General features: G+C 70.9%; 13 protein-coding genes. 7 read left to right on the top strand and 6 right to left on the bottom strand.

What is annotated here, in order from left to right:
* Positions 1 to 173: 173 nt before the first annotated feature.
* Positions 174 to 1,073, bottom strand: coding sequence for an SAM-dependent methyltransferase (locus AB0E24_RS42035; RefSeq protein WP_359385025.1), 900 nt, complete (start codon positions 1,071 to 1,073; stop codon positions 174 to 176).
* A gap of 249 nt (positions 1,074 to 1,322) precedes the next feature.
* Between AB0E24_RS42035 and AB0E24_RS42030 the strand changes: the two genes are divergently transcribed.
* Positions 1,323 to 1,532, top strand: coding sequence for a DUF5988 family protein (locus AB0E24_RS42030; protein WP_167505419.1), 210 nt, complete (start codon positions 1,323 to 1,325; stop codon positions 1,530 to 1,532).
* Positions 1,533 to 1,865: 333 nt separating this feature from the next.
* Positions 1,866 to 3,320 (top strand): NADP-dependent phosphogluconate dehydrogenase, encoded by a 1,455-nt coding sequence (gene gnd, locus AB0E24_RS42025; protein ID WP_069860602.1) that lies wholly within the window; start codon positions 1,866 to 1,868, stop codon positions 3,318 to 3,320.
* Positions 3,321 to 3,520: 200 nt separating this feature from the next.
* Here the strand turns inward: gnd and AB0E24_RS42020 are convergent, their stop codons facing one another.
* Together AB0E24_RS42020 and AB0E24_RS42015 are read right to left on the bottom strand one after the other, a co-directional pair.
* Entirely contained in the window at positions 3,521 to 4,864 is a 1,344-nt protein-coding gene (locus tag AB0E24_RS42020; protein WP_069860601.1) for an MFS transporter, read from the bottom strand.
* Positions 4,865 to 4,942: 78 nt separating this feature from the next.
* Positions 4,943 to 6,094 (bottom strand): XdhC family protein, encoded by a 1,152-nt coding sequence (locus AB0E24_RS42015; RefSeq protein ID WP_359385022.1) that lies wholly within the window; start codon positions 6,092 to 6,094, stop codon positions 4,943 to 4,945.
* A 51-nt stretch (positions 6,095 to 6,145) separates the two neighbouring features.
* On the opposite strand from AB0E24_RS42015, the gene AB0E24_RS42010 reads away from it, so the two are divergent.
* The 5 genes from AB0E24_RS42010 (at position 6,146) to AB0E24_RS41990 (ending at position 11,530) form a co-directional block, all read left to right on the top strand.
* The gene (locus tag AB0E24_RS42010; RefSeq protein WP_069860599.1) at positions 6,146 to 6,739 is read left to right on the top strand and encodes a (2Fe-2S)-binding protein; all 594 of its coding nucleotides are present in this window, start codon (positions 6,146 to 6,148) and stop codon (positions 6,737 to 6,739) included.
* Positions 6,736 to 7,737: an FAD binding domain-containing protein gene (locus tag AB0E24_RS42005; protein WP_069860598.1), complete on the top strand. Its 1,002-nt coding sequence runs from the start codon at positions 6,736 to 6,738 to the stop codon at positions 7,735 to 7,737. Before AB0E24_RS42010 ends, AB0E24_RS42005 begins: the two co-directional genes overlap by 4 nt.
* Positions 7,734 to 9,896: a xanthine dehydrogenase family protein molybdopterin-binding subunit gene (locus AB0E24_RS42000; protein WP_351381315.1), complete on the top strand. Its 2,163-nt coding sequence runs from the start codon at positions 7,734 to 7,736 to the stop codon at positions 9,894 to 9,896. Before AB0E24_RS42005 ends, AB0E24_RS42000 begins: the two co-directional genes overlap by 4 nt.
* Positions 9,897 to 9,906: 10 nt before the next feature.
* Complete coding sequence (locus AB0E24_RS41995; RefSeq protein WP_079260079.1) at positions 9,907 to 10,554, top strand: TetR/AcrR family transcriptional regulator; 648 nt, start codon at positions 9,907 to 9,909, stop codon at positions 10,552 to 10,554.
* An 82-nt stretch (positions 10,555 to 10,636) separates the two neighbouring features.
* Positions 10,637 to 11,530 (top strand): lysozyme, encoded by an 894-nt coding sequence (locus AB0E24_RS41990; protein WP_359385019.1) that lies wholly within the window; start codon positions 10,637 to 10,639, stop codon positions 11,528 to 11,530.
* 11 nt (positions 11,531 to 11,541) lie between these two features.
* On the opposite strand, the gene AB0E24_RS41985 is transcribed toward AB0E24_RS41990, so the two are convergent.
* The 3 genes from AB0E24_RS41985 to AB0E24_RS41975 form a co-directional block, all read right to left on the bottom strand.
* Entirely contained in the window at positions 11,542 to 12,150 is a 609-nt protein-coding gene (locus AB0E24_RS41985) for an extensin (RefSeq protein ID WP_351381322.1), read from the bottom strand.
* 165 nt (positions 12,151 to 12,315) lie between these two features.
* Positions 12,316 to 13,656, bottom strand: a complete 1,341-nt coding sequence (locus AB0E24_RS41980; RefSeq protein ID WP_359385016.1) for an acyltransferase family protein — start codon at positions 13,654 to 13,656, stop codon at positions 12,316 to 12,318.
* Positions 13,653 to 15,992, bottom strand: coding sequence for a glycosyltransferase (locus tag AB0E24_RS41975; protein ID WP_251772717.1), 2,340 nt, complete (start codon positions 15,990 to 15,992; stop codon positions 13,653 to 13,655). The genes AB0E24_RS41980 and AB0E24_RS41975 overlap by 4 nt, the downstream gene beginning before the upstream one ends.
* Between the last annotated feature and the right edge of the window lie 330 nt (positions 15,993 to 16,322).

The following is a 16,322-nucleotide window of genomic DNA, read 5'->3' as shown; positions in this document are numbered from 1 at the left end:
GTGCGGGGCACCGCCCCGGGTCGGCGGCTGGCCGTACACGCCCTGCTGGTATGTCGTGCGCTGGTACGCCGGGGAGGGGGTGAAGGCGGGCTCGCCGGATTCCGGTGTCCGCCCTCGCCACTGCCCCCAGCCCTCGGGCGCCCTGCCCGATCTCACCGGGTCACACCTTTCTGTCACGCCTTCTTTCGTGCCACAGCGACGACATAGTCGATTTTCGCCAGCTCGCTCTTCAGCTTGTCACCGTCCCGCAGCCCGCGGCGGAGAACGGTGCGGTAGACGATTCCCGCGCGCGACCGGAACGCGGGGGACTGCACCTTCCGCGACATATATAACCGCCAGGGCTCCCACACATGCTCTCTGATCGAGCGGACGTCGACCTCGTGGAACCCGGTCGTATTGAGCCGCTCCGCATACACGTCGCGCGTGTACCAATTGGCTTTGGGGACGATTCCCGAGGTCTTCTCCGGATCCGCGGAGTCTTTCTCCTCGACCTCGAAGGGAATGACGTCGGCAGTCACGAGCAACCCGCCCGGACGCAGCACCCGGAACGCCTGGGCGAAGAACTGATCACGAGTGGAGAAGTGGAACGCCGACTCCAGAGCGACGACCTTGTCGAAAGTCTCGTCCGGGAACGGGAGCGCGGTCGCCACCCCTTCCCGGAATTCGAGATGCCGCGTCGCGGACTCCGCGCGGGCGCGTTCCCGCGCCGCGCGCACCTGCCCCGGGGTGACGTTCACTCCGACGATCTTCTCCGGCTTGCACGTCTCCAGCCACCGGAAGTCCTGATCACCGTAGCCGAATCCGACGTCAAGTATGCGGTCGCCGGAGCCGAACTCGCCCGCGTCGGCCACCAGGTCGGCCAGCGCCTGACTGGCCTCGTCGATCGTCATGGATTCGCGGGGCCAGTAGCCCATGTTCACGTAGGAGGTCTCATCGCCCATCAGATTGCTCTGGTGGTACAGCAGCTCGTAGAGCCGCTGTACGCGTTTGGCCGGCGGGGCGGCCACCACGCGAATCGCCCGGCCGATTTCCAGCACATCCCGGGTCACCTTGCCGATTACCGAAGTCGTCATAGAAAACTCAACTCCCGAAGACAACAGCGCGCTAATTTTTCTTCAGGCAACCGATCGGAATCGGCACTTGAGCGGGATGCTAGCCCAGCCCCACAGTCCAGAAATACCCCTATCGCACCCCTATGGATTTTCGGCTCTCATTCGATTCCGGTTCTCCCGCAGGGAATTGTGGGGGGAATTAGGGGTTGGCGCATGTGACCGCGAGGTGACACGTTCATACCAGTGCCGTGAGCCACGGAGGTGTCCACCATGTCGCAGATCAAAGTCCTTCTGGTAGGAGGACTACCCCATTTGCCGCTCGACGAGCGAGTACAGTTCGCCACTTCGCTGACGGAGAAGATCAAGTACCAATTCGGCTCCGGCTACGAGCACTTCGTCCACCAAGGCGACTATGCGACGGTCGACGGCGAAGAACTCCCGGTCTTCCGCTGGACGGCCCGGACCGCCATCGCGGAGTGATGCGGGCCGCTGGCGCCGACACACCCCGCGGTCACGCAGAGCCCCTGGCGACGCACCCGCGTATCGCCCTCCCCGCACCCGCGCTCGGCATGCGCCCCGCAGTCACACGGGGCACCACTCCACTTGTGGACATCCCACAATCCCGCGCATCGCCCAGGTGCGAGAAAAATGACACACCCCCCGCCGCTTTCCCCGGACACTCGTCCGCCGTCGCGCACATCGTGCAACTATGGCCGGGCGATATCCGGCTGATCGACGGGGAAGATCCTCGCTCCCCTCGGCGTTGCTGCCTCGCATAAGGATTCGACGCGCGTGACAGGAGTGGAACACCGTATGCCCAGCCCTTCCACCGCCCAGCCCACCGCCCAGATCGGCGTCACCGGGCTGGCCGTCATGGGTAGCAACCTCGCCCGCAACTTCGCCCGGCACGGGCACACCGTCGCTCTCCACAACCGCACGTTCGCCAAGACCAAGGCGCTGATGGAGGAGCACGGCCACGAGGGGAACTTCGTGCCGGCCGAGAGCGCCGAGGAGTTCGTCGCCGCGCTCCAGCGGCCCCGGCGGCTGATCATCATGGTGAAGGCGGGTGCGCCCACCGACGCCGTCATCGAGGAGTTCGCACCCCTCCTCGAAGAGGGCGACGTGATCATCGACGGGGGCAACGCCCACTTCGAGGACACCCGGCGCCGGGAGAAGTCCCTGCGCGAGCGCGGGCTGCACTTCGTGGGCACCGGCATCTCCGGCGGCGAGGAGGGCGCCCTCAACGGGCCCAGCATCATGCCCGGCGGATCGATTGAATCCTACAAGTCGCTCGGACCGCTGCTGGAGAGCATCTCCGCCAAGGTGGACGGCACGCCGTGCTGCACCCACATCGGCCCGGACGGCGCCGGCCACTTCGTGAAGATGGTGCACAACGGCATCGAGTACGCGGACATGCAGCTCATCGCCGAGTCGTACGACCTGCTGCGGCGGGCGCTGGGCATGACGCCGGGTGAGATCGCGGAGGTGTTCCGCACCTGGAACGGCGGCCGGCTGGAGTCGTATCTGATCGAGATCACCGCCGAGGTGCTCGGACACACCGACGCCGCCACCGGCAAGCCGTTCGTGGACGTGGTGCAGGACCAGGCCGAGCAGAAGGGCACCGGCCGCTGGACCGTGCAGACCGCGCTGGACCTGGGCGTGCCGGTGAGCGGGATCGCCGAGGCGGTGTTCGCCCGTTCGCTGTCCGGCCACGCGGATCTGCGGGACGCCTCGCAGGGGCTGCCGGGGCCGTCCGGCAAGGGACTCACGGGCGCCGCCGCGGAGCGGTTCGCCGACGATGTCGAGCAGGCGCTCTACGCCTCGAAGATCGTGGCGTACGCACAGGGCATCCACCAGATCGAGGCGGGCAGCCAGGAGTACGGCTGGGACATCGACCCGGGGGCGGTCGCGAGGATCTGGCGCGGCGGCTGCATCATCCGGGCGCGGTTCCTGAACCGGATCACCGAGGCGTACGCCAAGGACCGCAAGCCCGTCACACTGCTGACCGACGACCACTTCGCCGAGGCGCTGGGCGCGGCCCAGGACGCGTGGCGGCGGGTGGTGGCCACCTCGGCCGAGCTGGGGGTGCCGGCGCCGGGCTTCTCGGCGGCGCTGGCGTACTACGACGCGCTGCGCTCGGAGCGGCTGCCCGCCGCGCTGGTCCAGGGGCAGCGGGACTTCTTCGGCGCGCACACCTACCGGCGGGTGGACCGCGAGGGTTCGTTCCACACGCTGTGGGGCGCCGACCGGAGCGAGCGTACGACCTGAGCCGTGGGCCGCGACGGCCGTGCCTCTACCCCGGGTTCCGGTGGGGGCACGGCCGTCGTGCCGTGTGTACCGCTTGACGGCGGCGGGCGTCGTGCCGTTCGGCGGCCACGGGCGCCTTCGTGCCTTCGTGCCTTCGTGCCTTCGTGCCTTCGTGCCTTCGTGCCTTCGGCCACGTGTAGCAGGTCAGGACGTGCAGCCCGTCAGGGTGTGTAGCGGCGGAAGGCGGGCACCGCGGCGGCCAGCCCGAGGGTGCTGACGGCCACCAGCACCCCGCCCGCGACGACCGCCGCGCGGGCCCCGAGGAGGGAGCCCGCGGTGCCGTGCAGCAGATCGGCGATGCGTGGGCCGCCCGCCACCACCACGGTGAACACGCCCTGCATCCGGCCACGCATATCGTCGGTGGCGGCCGACTGGAGGATCGTCCCTCGGAAGACCATCGAGACCATGTCGGCGACGCCCGCGAAGGCGAGGAAGGCCACCGCCCACCACAGGTTCGGGCTGAGGCCGAAGCCGGTGATGGCCACGCCCCAGGACACCACGGCGGCGATGACCATCAGTCCGTGGCGGCGGGCGCGCGAGAAGGTGCCGGACAGCAGACCGCCGGCCACCGCGCCGAGCGGGATCGCCGCGAAGAGCAGGCCGAGCGCGAACCCCTCGCCCCAGGGCGCGTAGGTGTGCGCGGCGAGCTGGGGGAAGAGCGCACGGGGCATGCCGAAGACCATGGCGATGATGTCCGCGAGGAAGGACATCAGCAGGATGCGGTGGGTGGCGATGTACCGGAAGCCGTCGGCCACATCGCGCCATCCGGCCCGCCGCCCGCCGCCCGCGGCGCCCTCGGTGAGGGGCGGCAGCGCGGGCAGTTTCCAGACGGCCCACAGGGTGACGCACAGCGCCACGGCGTCGATGAGATAGAGCGTGGGCAGGCCGAGGACGGGGATCAGGGCGCCCGCGAGCAGCGGGCCGATGATCATGCCCGTCTGGGCGACGGTGGACTGGAGGGCGGTCGCGGCCGGGAGTTCGGCGGCCGGGACGAGACGGGCGACGGAGGCGCTGCGGGCCGGGGAGTTCATGCCGAAGAAGCCCTGCTGGGCGGCGAGCAGCACCATGAGGACCGCCACCGAGTCCAGCCCGGCGAAGGACTGGGCCCAGAACAGCAGCGAGGTGACGGCGATGCCCACGTTGGTGACGAGCATCGTGGTGCGCCGGTCGATCCGGTCGGCGATCACCCCGCCCCACAGCGCGAAGACCACCAGCGGGAGGAGCCCCGCGAAGCTGGCGTAGCCGACCCACGCCGATGAGCCGGTGATGTCGTAGATCTGCTTGGGGACGGCGACGGCGGTCAGCTGGCTGCCGACGGCGGTGACGGTCGTGGAGCTCCACAGCCGGCGGAAGGGGCGGTGGCGCAGCGGCCGGGTGTCCATCACCCAGCGGCGCCAGCCGGGTCTGGGAGGCGGGGCGGGGTCGCCGTCCCCGTCGCCGGTGGCCGCGTCCTTCTCGCGGGCGGTGGGTTCTATGTCGTCGTCGCTGCTTCGAGCGGTCTCCACGGCTGGTTCGATTCCTCCTACATCCACTTTGGGCCGGGAACCATTGTGACGATCCCCGGCCCGGGCCGTGGACCCGTCTCAGCCTCCGGCCGCGGGCCGCATCGACTGCTGGCTGTGGATGCTGCCGCTGAGGGAGGTCAGCCGGGTACCGCTGGCGCCCCAGCGGTCGGCGATGATCTCGGCCGCGATGCTGACGGCGGTCTCCTCGGGGGTACGGGCGCCGAGGTCCAGGCCGATCGGCGAGGCGAGCCGGGCCAGCGACTCCTCGCCGAGACCGGTGGCGCGCAGCCGCCGGAGCCGGTCGTCATGGGTGCGGCGGGAGCCCATGGCGCCGACGTAGGCCAGCGGCAGGCGCAGGGCGACCTCGAGCAGCGGCACATCGAACTTCGGGTCGTGGGTGAGCACACAGACCACCGTGCGTTCGTCGATCCGGCCCGCCTCCGCCTCGGTGCGCAGATAGCGGTGCGGCCAGTCGGTCACCACCTCATGGGCCTCGGGGAAACGGCGCGCGGTGGCGAAGACCGGACGGGCGTCGCACACGGTGACGTGGTAGCCGAGGTATCCGCCGATCCGGGCCATGGCCGCCGCGAAGTCGACGGCGCCGAAGACCAGCATCCGGGGCGGGGTGGCGTGGACCGAGACGAACAGGGTGAGTTCCTCGTCCATGCGGGTGCCGTCGTAGCCGTAGCGCAGGGTCTCGGTGCGGCCGCCGGCCAGCAGTGCGCGCGCGTCCTGGACGACGGCCGCGTCCAGCCGCCCGGAGCCGAGCGACCCCGAGGTGCCCTCGGGCCGTACGACCAGCCGGCGGCCCAGCCGGCCCTCCGGGTCGGATCCGTCGACGGCCACGCAGATCACCTCGGCCACCGGTTCCCCGGCGGCGACCGCCGTGGCCACCTCGCCCAGTTCGGGGAAGCCCTCGGGGTCGATCCGCTCCACGAAGACATCGATGATGCCGCCGCAGGTCAGCCCGACCGCGAAGGCGTCGTCATCGCTGACGCCATAGCGCTCCAGCACGGGACTGCCGCTGTCGGTCACCTCCTGGGCCAGTTCGTAGACGGCGCCTTCGACACAGCCGCCGGAGACGCTGCCGATCGCGGCGCCATCGGGCCCGACCAGCATGCTCGTCCCGGGCGGCAGCGGCGAGGAATGCCAGGTCGCCACCACCGTGGCACGGGCGAACGGCTCGCCCTCGCCCCACCATCGGTGCATCTGCGCTACGACGTCTCGCATGGAATCCAAATCTCCTCGCGCGTCCATGTAAGAGGTTGATACATTCAATGTATGAGCCTCTCACATCACTCACCGAGTAGCGACATCACTTTGCGGATCAACGGCACGTCCCACTTCATGACCATCGACAACCGGACGACCCTGCTCGATGTGGTGCGCGAACGACTCGGGCTCACGGGCACCAAGAAGGGCTGTGACCACGGTCAGTGCGGGGCCTGCACGGTACTGGTCGACGGTGAGCGGGCGAACAGCTGCCTGATGTTCGCGGTGACCGCCGAGGGGCGCGAGATCGTCTCCATCGAGGGCGTATCGGCGCTGTCGGACGGCGGGGAACCGCACCCGGTGCAGCGCGCCTTCCTCGACCACGACGGGCTTCAGTGCGGCTACTGCACCCCGGGCCAGATCTGCTCCGCCATCGGGGCGCTGGGCGAGGCCGGGCGCGGCTGGCCCAGCCATGTCACCGAGGACACCGCCGCGGGGGTGGCCGATGCCTCGGCGCTGGACGCGCGGGAGGTGCGTGAGCGCATGAGCGGCAATCTGTGCCGCTGCGGCGCGTACAACGGCATCGTGGAGGCCGTGCTGGAGGCCGCGGGCGCCCAGGACCCGGCCACGGCCGCCGCGAGCGGTGCCGGAGGCGCCCGATGAAGGAGTTCGCCTACGCCCGCGCGGGCGACGCCGCCGAGGCCGCCGCGCTGATGGCCGAGCGCCCCGACGCCACCTATATCGGCGGGGGCACCAATCTGGTGGACCTGATGAAGCTCGGCGTCACCGGCCCCGGGCTGCTCATCGACGTCTCCCGGCTGCCGTACGACCGGATCGAGCACCGCGCCGACGGCTCCGCGCTGATCGGCGCCACCGTGCGCAACGGCGCTCTGGCGGGCGATCCGGGCATCCGCGAGCGCTTCCCGCTGCTGTCCCAGGCGCTGCTGGCCGGGGCCTCCGGGCAGTTGCGCACGGTCGCCACGGTGGGCGGCAATCTGCTCCAGCGCACCCGCTGCGGGTACTTCCAGGACGTCACCAAGCCGTGCAACAAGCGCGAGCCGGGCAGCGGGTGTCCGGCGATCGAGGGGGCGCACCGCGATCTGGCCGTGCTGGGCACCTCCGACCACTGCGTGGCCTCCCATCCCTCCGATATGGCGGTGGCGCTGGTGGCGCTCGACGCGGTGGCGCATCTGCGCTCGGTGGACGGCGGCACCCGCACCGTCCCGGTGGCCGAGCTGTATGTGCTGCCCGGCGACACCCCGCACCGGGAGACCGTCCTGGACCGCGGCGACCTCATCACCGCCGTGGAGCTGCCCCCGCCGCCACCGGCCGCCCGGATGCGCTACCGCAAGGTGCGTGACCGCTGGTCGTACGCCTTCGCGCTGGTGAGCGTGGCCACCGCGGTGTCGGTGGCCGAGGACGGCTCGCTCGATGATGTACGGATCGCGCTCGGCGGGGTGGCGCCGCGGCCGTGGCGCGCCCGGATCGCCGAGGAGCGGCTGCGCGGCGCCCGGCCCGATGAGAAGGCGCTGCGGGAAGCGGCGCGGGCCGAGCTGGCCGGGGCACGGCCGCTGCCGGACAACGCCTTCAAGGTCGACCTGGCCACTGATCTGATCGTCGCGGGCGTCCGCGACCTCGTCGCGAGGAAGGATCGCGCATGACCACCGTCGAGCAGAGCATCGGCGCCCCGATGACCCGGGTCGACGGCCTGGACAAGGTGACCGGCGCGGCGCGCTACGCCTATGAGTTCCCCACCCAGGACGTCGGCTACGTATGGCCGGTGCAGGCAACGGTCGCCCGTGGCCGGGTGACGGAGGTCGACCCCGCCCCGGCGCTGGCCCTGCCCGGTGTGCTGACGGTGCTCGACCACACCAACGCCCCGCGGCTGAACGCCGAGGCGGAGGTGAGCGCGGACCTGTTCGTGCTCCAGTCCCCTCGGGTGGCGTACCACGGCCAGATCGTGGCCGCCGTGGTGGCCACCTCGCTGGAGGCGGCGCGCGAGGGCGCGGCGGCGGTCCGGGTGCGCTATGAGCGGGAGCCGCACGATGTGGTGCTGCGCGCCGACGACGAGCGGCTGGAGATCGCCGAGACGGTGACCGACGGCAGCCCGGGGTTGGTCGAGCGCGGTGACGCCGACGCGGCCTGGGCCGCCGCCCCGGTGCGGGTGGACGGGACGTACACCACTCCGGTGGAGCATCCGAGCCCGATGGAGCCGCATGCCACCATCGCGGTGTGGGACGAGGACCGGCTGACGCTGTTCAACTCCGACCAGGGTCCCTATATGAGCGCGCAGCTGCTGTCCGCGCTGTTCGGAATCGAGCTGAGCGCGGTGGAGGTCGTCGCCGAGTACATCGGCGGTGGCTTCGGGTCCAAGGGCATTCCGCGCTCACCGACCGTGCTCGCGGCACTCGCCGCGCGGGACGTCGGACGGCCGGTGAAGATCGCCCTGACCCGGCAGCAGATGTTCCAGCTGGTGCCCTACCGCTCCCCCACGATCCAGCGGGTGCGGCTGGGTGCCGAGCGCGACGGCCGGCTGACGGTGATCCAGCACGAATCGGTGCAGCAGCGCTCGACCCTGGTGCCGTTCGCCGACCAGACGGTGTCCTCGACACGGATGATGTACGCGGCGCCCAGCGCCCGTACGACGGTGAGGGTGGCGCCGCTGGATGTGATGACACCCGCCTGGTTCCGCGCCCCCGGCCACACCCCGGGGATGTTCGCGCTGGAGTCGGCCGTCGACGAGCTGGCCGAGGCGCTGGGCATGGACCCGATCGAGTTGCGGATCCGCAATGAGCCGGAGCTCGACCCGGAGAGCGGCAAGCCGTTCAGCAGCCGCAACCTGGTGGCCTGTCTGCGCGAGGGCGCGGCGCGCTTCGACTGGGAGCACCGCGATCCGACACCGGGGATCCGGCGCGAGGGGCGCTGGCTGGTCGGCACCGGTGTGGCCGCCTCGCACCACCCGGACTACACCTTCCCCTCCTCCGCGGTGGCGCGCGCCGAGGAGGACGGCACCTACCGGGTGCGCATCGGCGCGGCCGACCTCGGCACGGGCGCCCGCACCGCGCTCACCCAGGTGGCGGCGGACGCGCTCGGCATTCCGCTGTCGCGGCTGCGGCTGGAGATCGGCCGTGCGTCGCTGGGCATGGCGCCGTTCGCGGGCGGTTCGCTCGGCACCGCCTCCTGGGGCTGGGCGGTGGACAAGGCGTGCCGTGCGCTGCTGAAGGAGCTGGACGGCTACGCGGGTGTGGTCCCGGACGGCGGTCTCGAGGTGGTGGCCGACACCACCGAGGACATCGGGCGGCGGGCGGATCTGTCGCGGCACACCTTCGGGGCGCAGTTCGCCCAGGTGCGGGTGGACTCCGACACCGGTGAGATCCGGGTGGACCGGATGCTGGGGGTGTTCGCTGCCGGGCGGATCGTCAATCCGCACACCGCGCGCTCGCAGTTCCTGGGGGCCATGACGATGGGTCTGTCGATGGCGCTGCTGGAGATCGGCGAGGTCGATCCGGTCTTCGGCGACTTCGCCAACCATGACTTCGCGGGCTATCACATCGCCGCCCACGCCGATGTCCCGCGGCTGGACGTGGTGTGTCTGGAGGAGAGCGACAACACCTCCAACCCGGTGGGGGCCAAGGGCATCGGCGAACTGGGCCTCGTGGGCGCGGCGGCGGCCATCGGCAACGCCTTCCACCATGCGACCGGCGAGCGGGTACGGGATCTGCCGATCCGCATCGAGCGTTCGCGGGAGGCGCTGAAGGCGGCCCGGTCCGCTGAAAAGCGCAGGCCAGGGGCGGGTGAGCCGGAGTCACGGGTCGGGTAGGGTCACCCGAATGGCACCCACTCCGAAGGGACGCGCCACCTACCACCACGGCGACCTGGCCGCCGCGCTGGTGCAGACGACCCTGGAAATCATCGACGAGGTCGGGGTGCGCGGCTTCTCCGTGGCGGAGGCCGCGCGCCGCACCTGTGTGAGCCCCGGTGCGCCGTACCGCCATTTCGCCGACCGTGACGCGCTGCTCGCGGCCGCCGCGCTGGAGGTCTCGCGGCGGCTGCGGGCCATCTACCTGGAGAACGCGGCCGACGTCGGGTCCGCCCAGGAGCGGCTGGCGACGGTGGCGGGCACCTTCGTGCGGACGGCCGCCCGCTACCGCGGCGGGCTGGACATCCTCTTCGCCCCGGGGCTGCGGGCCACCCATCCGGAGCTACGGGACAGCACCCGGGAGTTCGTCGATCTGCTGTTGCCGAGCGCCTTCGAGGTGGTCGCCCCGGGCGACGCCGCGGTGACCGCCGTGGCCCTGCTCGACGCTCTGCACGCACTCGCCCGGGGCTATGTCGCCCAATTGCTCGAAGGGAAGTTCGGCGATCCGGATGATGTGGTCGAGGAGGTCGCCACCCGTGCGACCCGGGCCGCACGGGCGCTCGTGGCGGGCTACGGCGTGTCTTCGGGGCCCGTCGGAGAGGGGTGCGGGGACCACTGACGGAGGGACAGAATTTCTTCTTCCGCTTCACGTTCTTCGTTCGGCGCGCATACCGTCGATGCGGAACGGATCGGAGGAACACATGTCCCTGAAATCCGGTAACGCCCATCGGGCCCCTTCGCGTCTGCGCTCGCCCTACGCCATCGGCGGACTGGGAGTGGCGGTCACCGCCGCCGTCCTCGCCACCCTCGTACCGGCCACGGCCTCGACGACCGACCCCGACCACGACGCCGGCACCGGCCCGGCCCCCGCATCGTCCGTCCCGCACCCCGAGCGGGACTGGATGGGCTCGACCATCGCCCACCACGAGCGGACCGACCCCAACGCCCTGCCCAGGTCCACCAGAGCCGCCTCGGTGGAGGGTGTGGACGTCAGCGACCATCAGGGTTCGGTCGACTGGGCGGCCCTCTGGGACGACAACGTCCGATTCGCCTATGTGAAGGCCACCGAGAGCACGACGTACAAGAACCCCTCGTTCGCCTCGCAGTACAACGGCTCCTTCGAGCAGGGCATGATCCGCGGCGCCTACCACTTCGCCCTGCCGGACCGCTCCGGCGGCACCCGTCAGGCGGACTTCTTCGTCGCCAACGGAGGCGACTGGTCGGACGACGGCAAGACGCTGCCGCCCGTCCTGGACCTCGAGTACAACCCGTACGGAGCAACCTGCTACGGCCTGAGCGCCTCGCAGATCGTGAACTGGATCGGCGACTTCACCGCGCGGGTCAAGGAGCACACCGGACGTCAGCCGGTGATCTACACGACCACCGGCTGGTGGAAGACCTGCACCGGCAACAGCTCCGCCTTCGCCGAGCGGAACCCGCTGTGGCTGGCGCGGTACGCCGCCACTCCCGGGCCCCTGCCGGCCGGGTGGAAGACCCACACCCTGTGGCAGTACACCTCCAGCGGGCCGCTGGTGGGCGACCACAACAGGTTCAACGGAAGCCTGGCGGGCCTCAGGGAGCTGGCCTCGGGGTGAGGCGGCGGCGCTCAGCCGCCGAGCACACCGCCGACTCCGCCGAGCACACCGTCGAGGGTGTCCCCGACACCGTCCACCAGGCCGCCCACCAGGCCCTTGCCGTGGTGGCCGCCCTGGCCGGGGGGCTGCGACGGCTCGCCGGGCCGCTGCGACGGAGTGGTCGGATCCGGGCTCGGGGTCGTCTCGCTCTCGCTCGGTGCGGAGGGCCGCTCCGAGGGGACCTGGTCGTCCCGCTGCGCCGGGGTGGGGGCCGCCTGGGTGGGCGCGGCCTTGGAGGGGGCCGCGTCCGGGGTGGCATGGGTGGTGGGCCGCTGGGCGCTCCGGTCCGTACCCCCGCCGCCGGGGGTGGCGGCGTCCGTGTGGTCGGAGATGAGCTTGGGCTTCGCGGACTCGCTGGGCGAGACATGGCTCCGCGCGGGCGTGTGATCGGCGGTGGGCTCGATGTCGGGCGCCTGGGCCTGCTGCGCGTTCACATCGGAGCGGGCCTCCACGGACTTGTCACCGCCGACCGTCGAGTTGAGGCCGATGGCTATGGTTCCGGCCACTCCGAGGGCGGTGGCCGCCTTGAGCGTCGTGGCACGCGCCTGCTGTGCGGCGGTCGGTCGGCTGTGTCGACCCATTTCGCTGGTCTCCCCGTAATGGCATGGGTTGGGTGCAGTGCTCCGGAAGGTCCGGTTCCCGGTGGAACCGGTGTCCGACGCACACGTGTTACACAGTAAAGAACGAGCCAGATGATAACCACGGCCCCCCGGTGTACGGCCACCCGTACACCGGGGAACGTGCGTTCATCCCTGGCCCGCGGCCTCCGGATAGAAGTCGCGGGGACGGCCGCGACCGTCCTTGAGCTTGCCGAGCAGGCTCGCCGGGTACTCGATGACCCAGTAGCTCACCGCGGCGCCGGCCACGGCCACCACCATCACGATGACCACGGCGAGCGGGAAGCCCTCCTGGCCGTCGGGGGGCAGCAGCCCGGCGTTGTACAGCGCCAGCATGATCGGCTCATGCCAGACGAAGAGGCTGTAGCTGGCCAGGCCCACACCGGTGAGCCAGCGCACCGTGAGACACCGGTGCCACCGCCCCCGCCGTTGCACATGGATGGTGCTGTAGAGCAGCACCATCCACAGCAGGGCGGACAGCGGATGGTAGAAGGTGGTGAGGAAGTCCTCCGCCTCCGTACCGCACAGGGACAGCAGATACAGCCCCACGACGGCGGCCACCCGCAGCGGGATCGCCACCTTCGCGTGGAGCAGTCCCCGGTCGCCGAGGGCGATCATCAGCACCGCGAGGCCCATACCCGCCGCGAACCCGCCGAAGCGGGCCTGCGGACCGAAGAACACCGGCCATTCGGTGTGCGGGATGTCCAGCCCGTAGCGGGCGACCGCGATCCAGATGAACGGCCCGATGTACAGCAGGGCACATCCCACGGCGCACACCGCCACCCGCGAGGCCCTCCGGCGCAGCGGACGGCAGGCGCGGGCGGCCAGGGGGCCGAGCGCCACCAGCACCACATAGAACATGATTTCCAGCGACAGCGACCAGGTGGGGCCGATCGTGTAGAAGATCTGCTCCTGGTCGAAGACCTGGGTGAAGGTGAGGTGGCGCACCAGATCGGACCACTCGCCGGGCAGAGTGGGGTTGCGGGTGGCCCAGACGAACGTGACCGCCAGGAAGTACAGCGGGATGATCCGGATGGCCCGCCGGAAGAGGAACACCCGGCCGGGGCGAGTGGAGCCCCCGTCGATCGCCGCCCGTGCGTAGGACAGCGTCAGCAGATACGCGGACAGGACGAAGAAGAAGTCGATGACCTCCAGCGACACCAGCGCGTTCGCATACCGGTTGGGCACCGGTGAGTGGGCGCCGTCCCGGTCGTAGGTGAAGTACTGCTGCCAGACGTGGAAGACGACCGTGAGCAGCGCCGCCGTTCCCCTGAAGCCCTGGATCTCCGCGTTCATCCGGTTCCGTGCGGGCGCGCCCTTGGCGGGCGTGGCCTCGGCCGGCCGGGGTCCGGTGGCGGAGGCGGAGGCGGAGGCGGAGGCGGAGGCGGAGGCGGAGGCGGAGGCGGAGGCGGAGGCGGAGGCGGAGGCGGAGGCGGAGGCGGTGGTGATGGTCGTGGACAGGGTGCTCATGTCTGCTTCACCGCCTTCTCACCGGGCCGGGGGGTGACCCGCCACTGGCGGTCCCGCAGCACCTCCTTGAGGAGCGACTGACGGGCCACGATGTTCTTGAAGTGGCTGTAGAAGAAGGTGGACACCAGCAGATACCGCCAGAACCACGCCCTGCGGCGGCGCAGTTCGGGGACCGCGAGCCGCCAGGCGAACATCGCCTGGACCAGCCCGGCGGACAGGGTCAGCAGGGTGGCCAGCAGGCAGACCGGCACCGCCCAGTCGAGCTGGTCCACTCCGCCCGCGCGCCACGCCGAGTACAGCAGCACGGGCAGGATCTGGAGGGTCAGCCACGGCTGGATCTCCCGCCAGCCCAGCAGCACCAGCAGCCCCGCCTTCTGGCGGGTGGTGAAGGCCGGGGAGCGCAGCCCGCGCCACAGGTACTTCAGCGACACCTGGAGCCAGCCCTGTGCCCAGCGCGAGCGCTGGTTCCACAGCGCCGTGAGGGTGGTGGGCGCCAGTTCGCGCGAGATGAGCGTGCGGTCGGTGGCGATCCGGGAGCCCTCTTGCAGGGCGCGCATCGAGGAGTCGATGTCCTCGGTGAGCATGGTGCCGTGCATCCGGGTCCTGGCGAGCAGATCGGTGCGCCAGAAGCCGTTGGAGCCGCCGAAGACACCGAAGGTGTAGAGCCGGGTCCGGCCGGGGTGGCTGACGGCGTAGATGGCCTCGAACTCCACGCCCACCAGCTTGGACACCCATGAGCTCTCGCCGTTGCGGACCACGCAGTGGCCCTGGACCACGTCATAGCCGTTGGAGAGCCAGTGCCAGGCGTGCTGGAAGGCGTCGGGCACCGGGTGGTGGTCGGCGTCGAAGATGCCGACGAACTCACCGCGCACCCGGGTGACCGCGGCGTTGACGTTCTGTGCCTTGGAGGTGCTGCCCGCCACCGGCATCAGCACCAGCCGCGGATCGCGGCGGGCCATCTCCCGCAGGGTCTCCTCGACGGGCATGGGGTGCGGCGTGTTGTACGCGAGCACGATCTCCAGCTCGTTGGGGTAGTCCAGGCGCAGGAAGGACTCGATGGTGTCGACGATGGTCGCGGCCTCATTGGGCAGATAGGCGGCGATGACCGCGCTGGCCGGTGGATACGGCTGCGCGGGCCGCTCGGGCCGGGGTTTGGCGTCGAGCGAGAAGAGGCACTCCAGCACGATCAGCACGGCGGAGAGCACCAGGCCGGACACCACGACCCAGTACGCGGCCGAGCCGACGTCCCAGCCCAGTTCGTACATCTGCTGATAGAAGACGAAGGGGATGCCCACCCCGAAGAGGAGCACCAGGACGGGCGAGAGCGCCGACAGCAGGGCGCGGAGCGCGCCGGCGAGGGTACGACGGCCCCGGCGGTGGGTGCCGCGCATCCACGCCGCGTACTTCACCGGCCGCAGATCCCGGTGGCGGATCGACTCGTCGACCGCGTTCCGGGCGTTGGCGACGGCCTGGGCGCGGTCCGCGCAGTCGGCCAGCGGGGTCCAGCCGATGGCCGGGGTGAGCCGTACGTTCTCATCGGCGACGACGAAGCGGGTCCCGGCCACGGCGTTGGCGAACTTCTCCAGGTCGCGGCGCGCGATGTCCTCGTCCACTCCGGGCATCAGCATCAGCAGATGGCCATCGTCGTCCCAGCCGAGCCGGTCGCAGACGCCGCCCAGCTTCTCCGCCACTCCCGCGAGACGTTCGGCGACCTCGCGGCGCACCCGCGGCCCCAGCCGGGCTTCGAGGGCCGCTATCTCGGCGACGCCGACCATGGCGACGACGCCACCGCTGCGGCTGTCGTCGACCCGCTTGAGTTCCCGGTCGAGTTCGCCCAGGAAGTGGGGCTGGGAGTACAGGCCGGTGCGCGGGTCGAGCAGCAGGTTCTCGACCGGGACCGGGACCCGGCGCAGTTTGGCCTCGATCCGGGCGGAGAGCTCGACGGGGTCGGAGCTCTCCAGCACACAGTCGTCGGCGCCGCCGCGCAGCATGTCGGCGACGCCGCTGGGGCCGGGGTCGGAGGTGACCATGAGCAGGGGGACCGCACGTCCCGCGGGCACGGCACGGACCTCTTGTATCACCTCCAGGCCCTCGTGGGCGTCGTCCAGGGCGACGATCGCGTCCGGTGGGGAGTGCCGCATCTGACGGCTGACGTCGCCGGGCGCCGCATGGCTCACCTCATGCCCGGTCGAGACGAGTGTCCGGGTCAGCCGGTCCAGTCTGGGGCCCGGTGTGCCGACCGCCAGCACATGCCCGCTCGGTCCCGCCAGGCCGCCGCGAGCGGCTGGTACGGGTTGCTGGGATTCGCGTGATCGTGGGTGGTGCGAAGTGAGCACCTTCGTGGTTCCTTTCTGGAAAAGTGCGTCACCGAACGGGCCGTGGGCAGGCCGACGTTCCGGCCCGGGTCCAGGCAGACCACGTGGCCCGTGGGCATGCGCACAGGGGGCATGCGCCTACGGGCAGGCCGGAGGACGGCGTCGCCGGGAAGGCCGGGGCGATCCGCCGTTCGGTGAGTGGAGAGAGGCGGCTACGCCGCGACCGTGGCCGATCCGCGCGGGGAGAGGTGAGCTCTCCGGCTCGGTCTGGGGCAGACGATGGCGACGGCGGCGGGGCACACGCGAAGGTGCTCCAGCGAATTGCGCATAAGGTCCCATCCTGTTCGGATC

Source organism: Streptomyces malaysiensis subsp. malaysiensis (assembly GCF_040653035.1).
GTDB classification, from domain to species: domain Bacteria; phylum Actinomycetota; class Actinomycetes; order Streptomycetales; family Streptomycetaceae; genus Streptomyces; species Streptomyces malaysiensis.
Note: the sequence above shows the minus strand (reverse complement) of the source record. Positions and strands in the feature narration are given on the sequence as shown.

Excerpts from the sequence above, each read along its gene's own strand:
- AB0E24_RS42035 (WP_359385025.1), bottom strand. The coding sequence starts at position 1,073 with ATGACGACTTCGGTAATCGGCAAGGTGACCCGGGATGTGCTGGAAATC.
- AB0E24_RS42030 (WP_167505419.1), top strand. The coding sequence starts at position 1,323 with ATGTCGCAGATCAAAGTCCTTCTGGTAGGAGGACTACCCCATTTGCCG.
- gnd (WP_069860602.1), top strand. The coding sequence starts at position 1,866 with ATGCCCAGCCCTTCCACCGCCCAGCCCACCGCCCAGATCGGCGTCACC.
- AB0E24_RS42015 (WP_359385022.1), bottom strand. The coding sequence starts at position 6,094 with ATGCGAGACGTCGTAGCGCAGATGCACCGATGGTGGGGCGAGGGCGAG.
- AB0E24_RS42010 (WP_069860599.1), top strand. The coding sequence starts at position 6,146 with ATGAGCCTCTCACATCACTCACCGAGTAGCGACATCACTTTGCGGATC.
- AB0E24_RS42005 (WP_069860598.1), top strand. The coding sequence starts at position 6,736 with ATGAAGGAGTTCGCCTACGCCCGCGCGGGCGACGCCGCCGAGGCCGCC.
- AB0E24_RS42000 (WP_351381315.1), top strand. The coding sequence starts at position 7,734 with ATGACCACCGTCGAGCAGAGCATCGGCGCCCCGATGACCCGGGTCGAC.
- AB0E24_RS41995 (WP_079260079.1), top strand. The coding sequence starts at position 9,907 with ATGGCACCCACTCCGAAGGGACGCGCCACCTACCACCACGGCGACCTG.
- AB0E24_RS41990 (WP_359385019.1), top strand. The coding sequence starts at position 10,637 with ATGTCCCTGAAATCCGGTAACGCCCATCGGGCCCCTTCGCGTCTGCGC.
- AB0E24_RS41985 (WP_351381322.1), bottom strand. The coding sequence starts at position 12,150 with ATGGGTCGACACAGCCGACCGACCGCCGCACAGCAGGCGCGTGCCACG.
- AB0E24_RS41980 (WP_359385016.1), bottom strand. The coding sequence starts at position 13,656 with ATGAGCACCCTGTCCACGACCATCACCACCGCCTCCGCCTCCGCCTCC.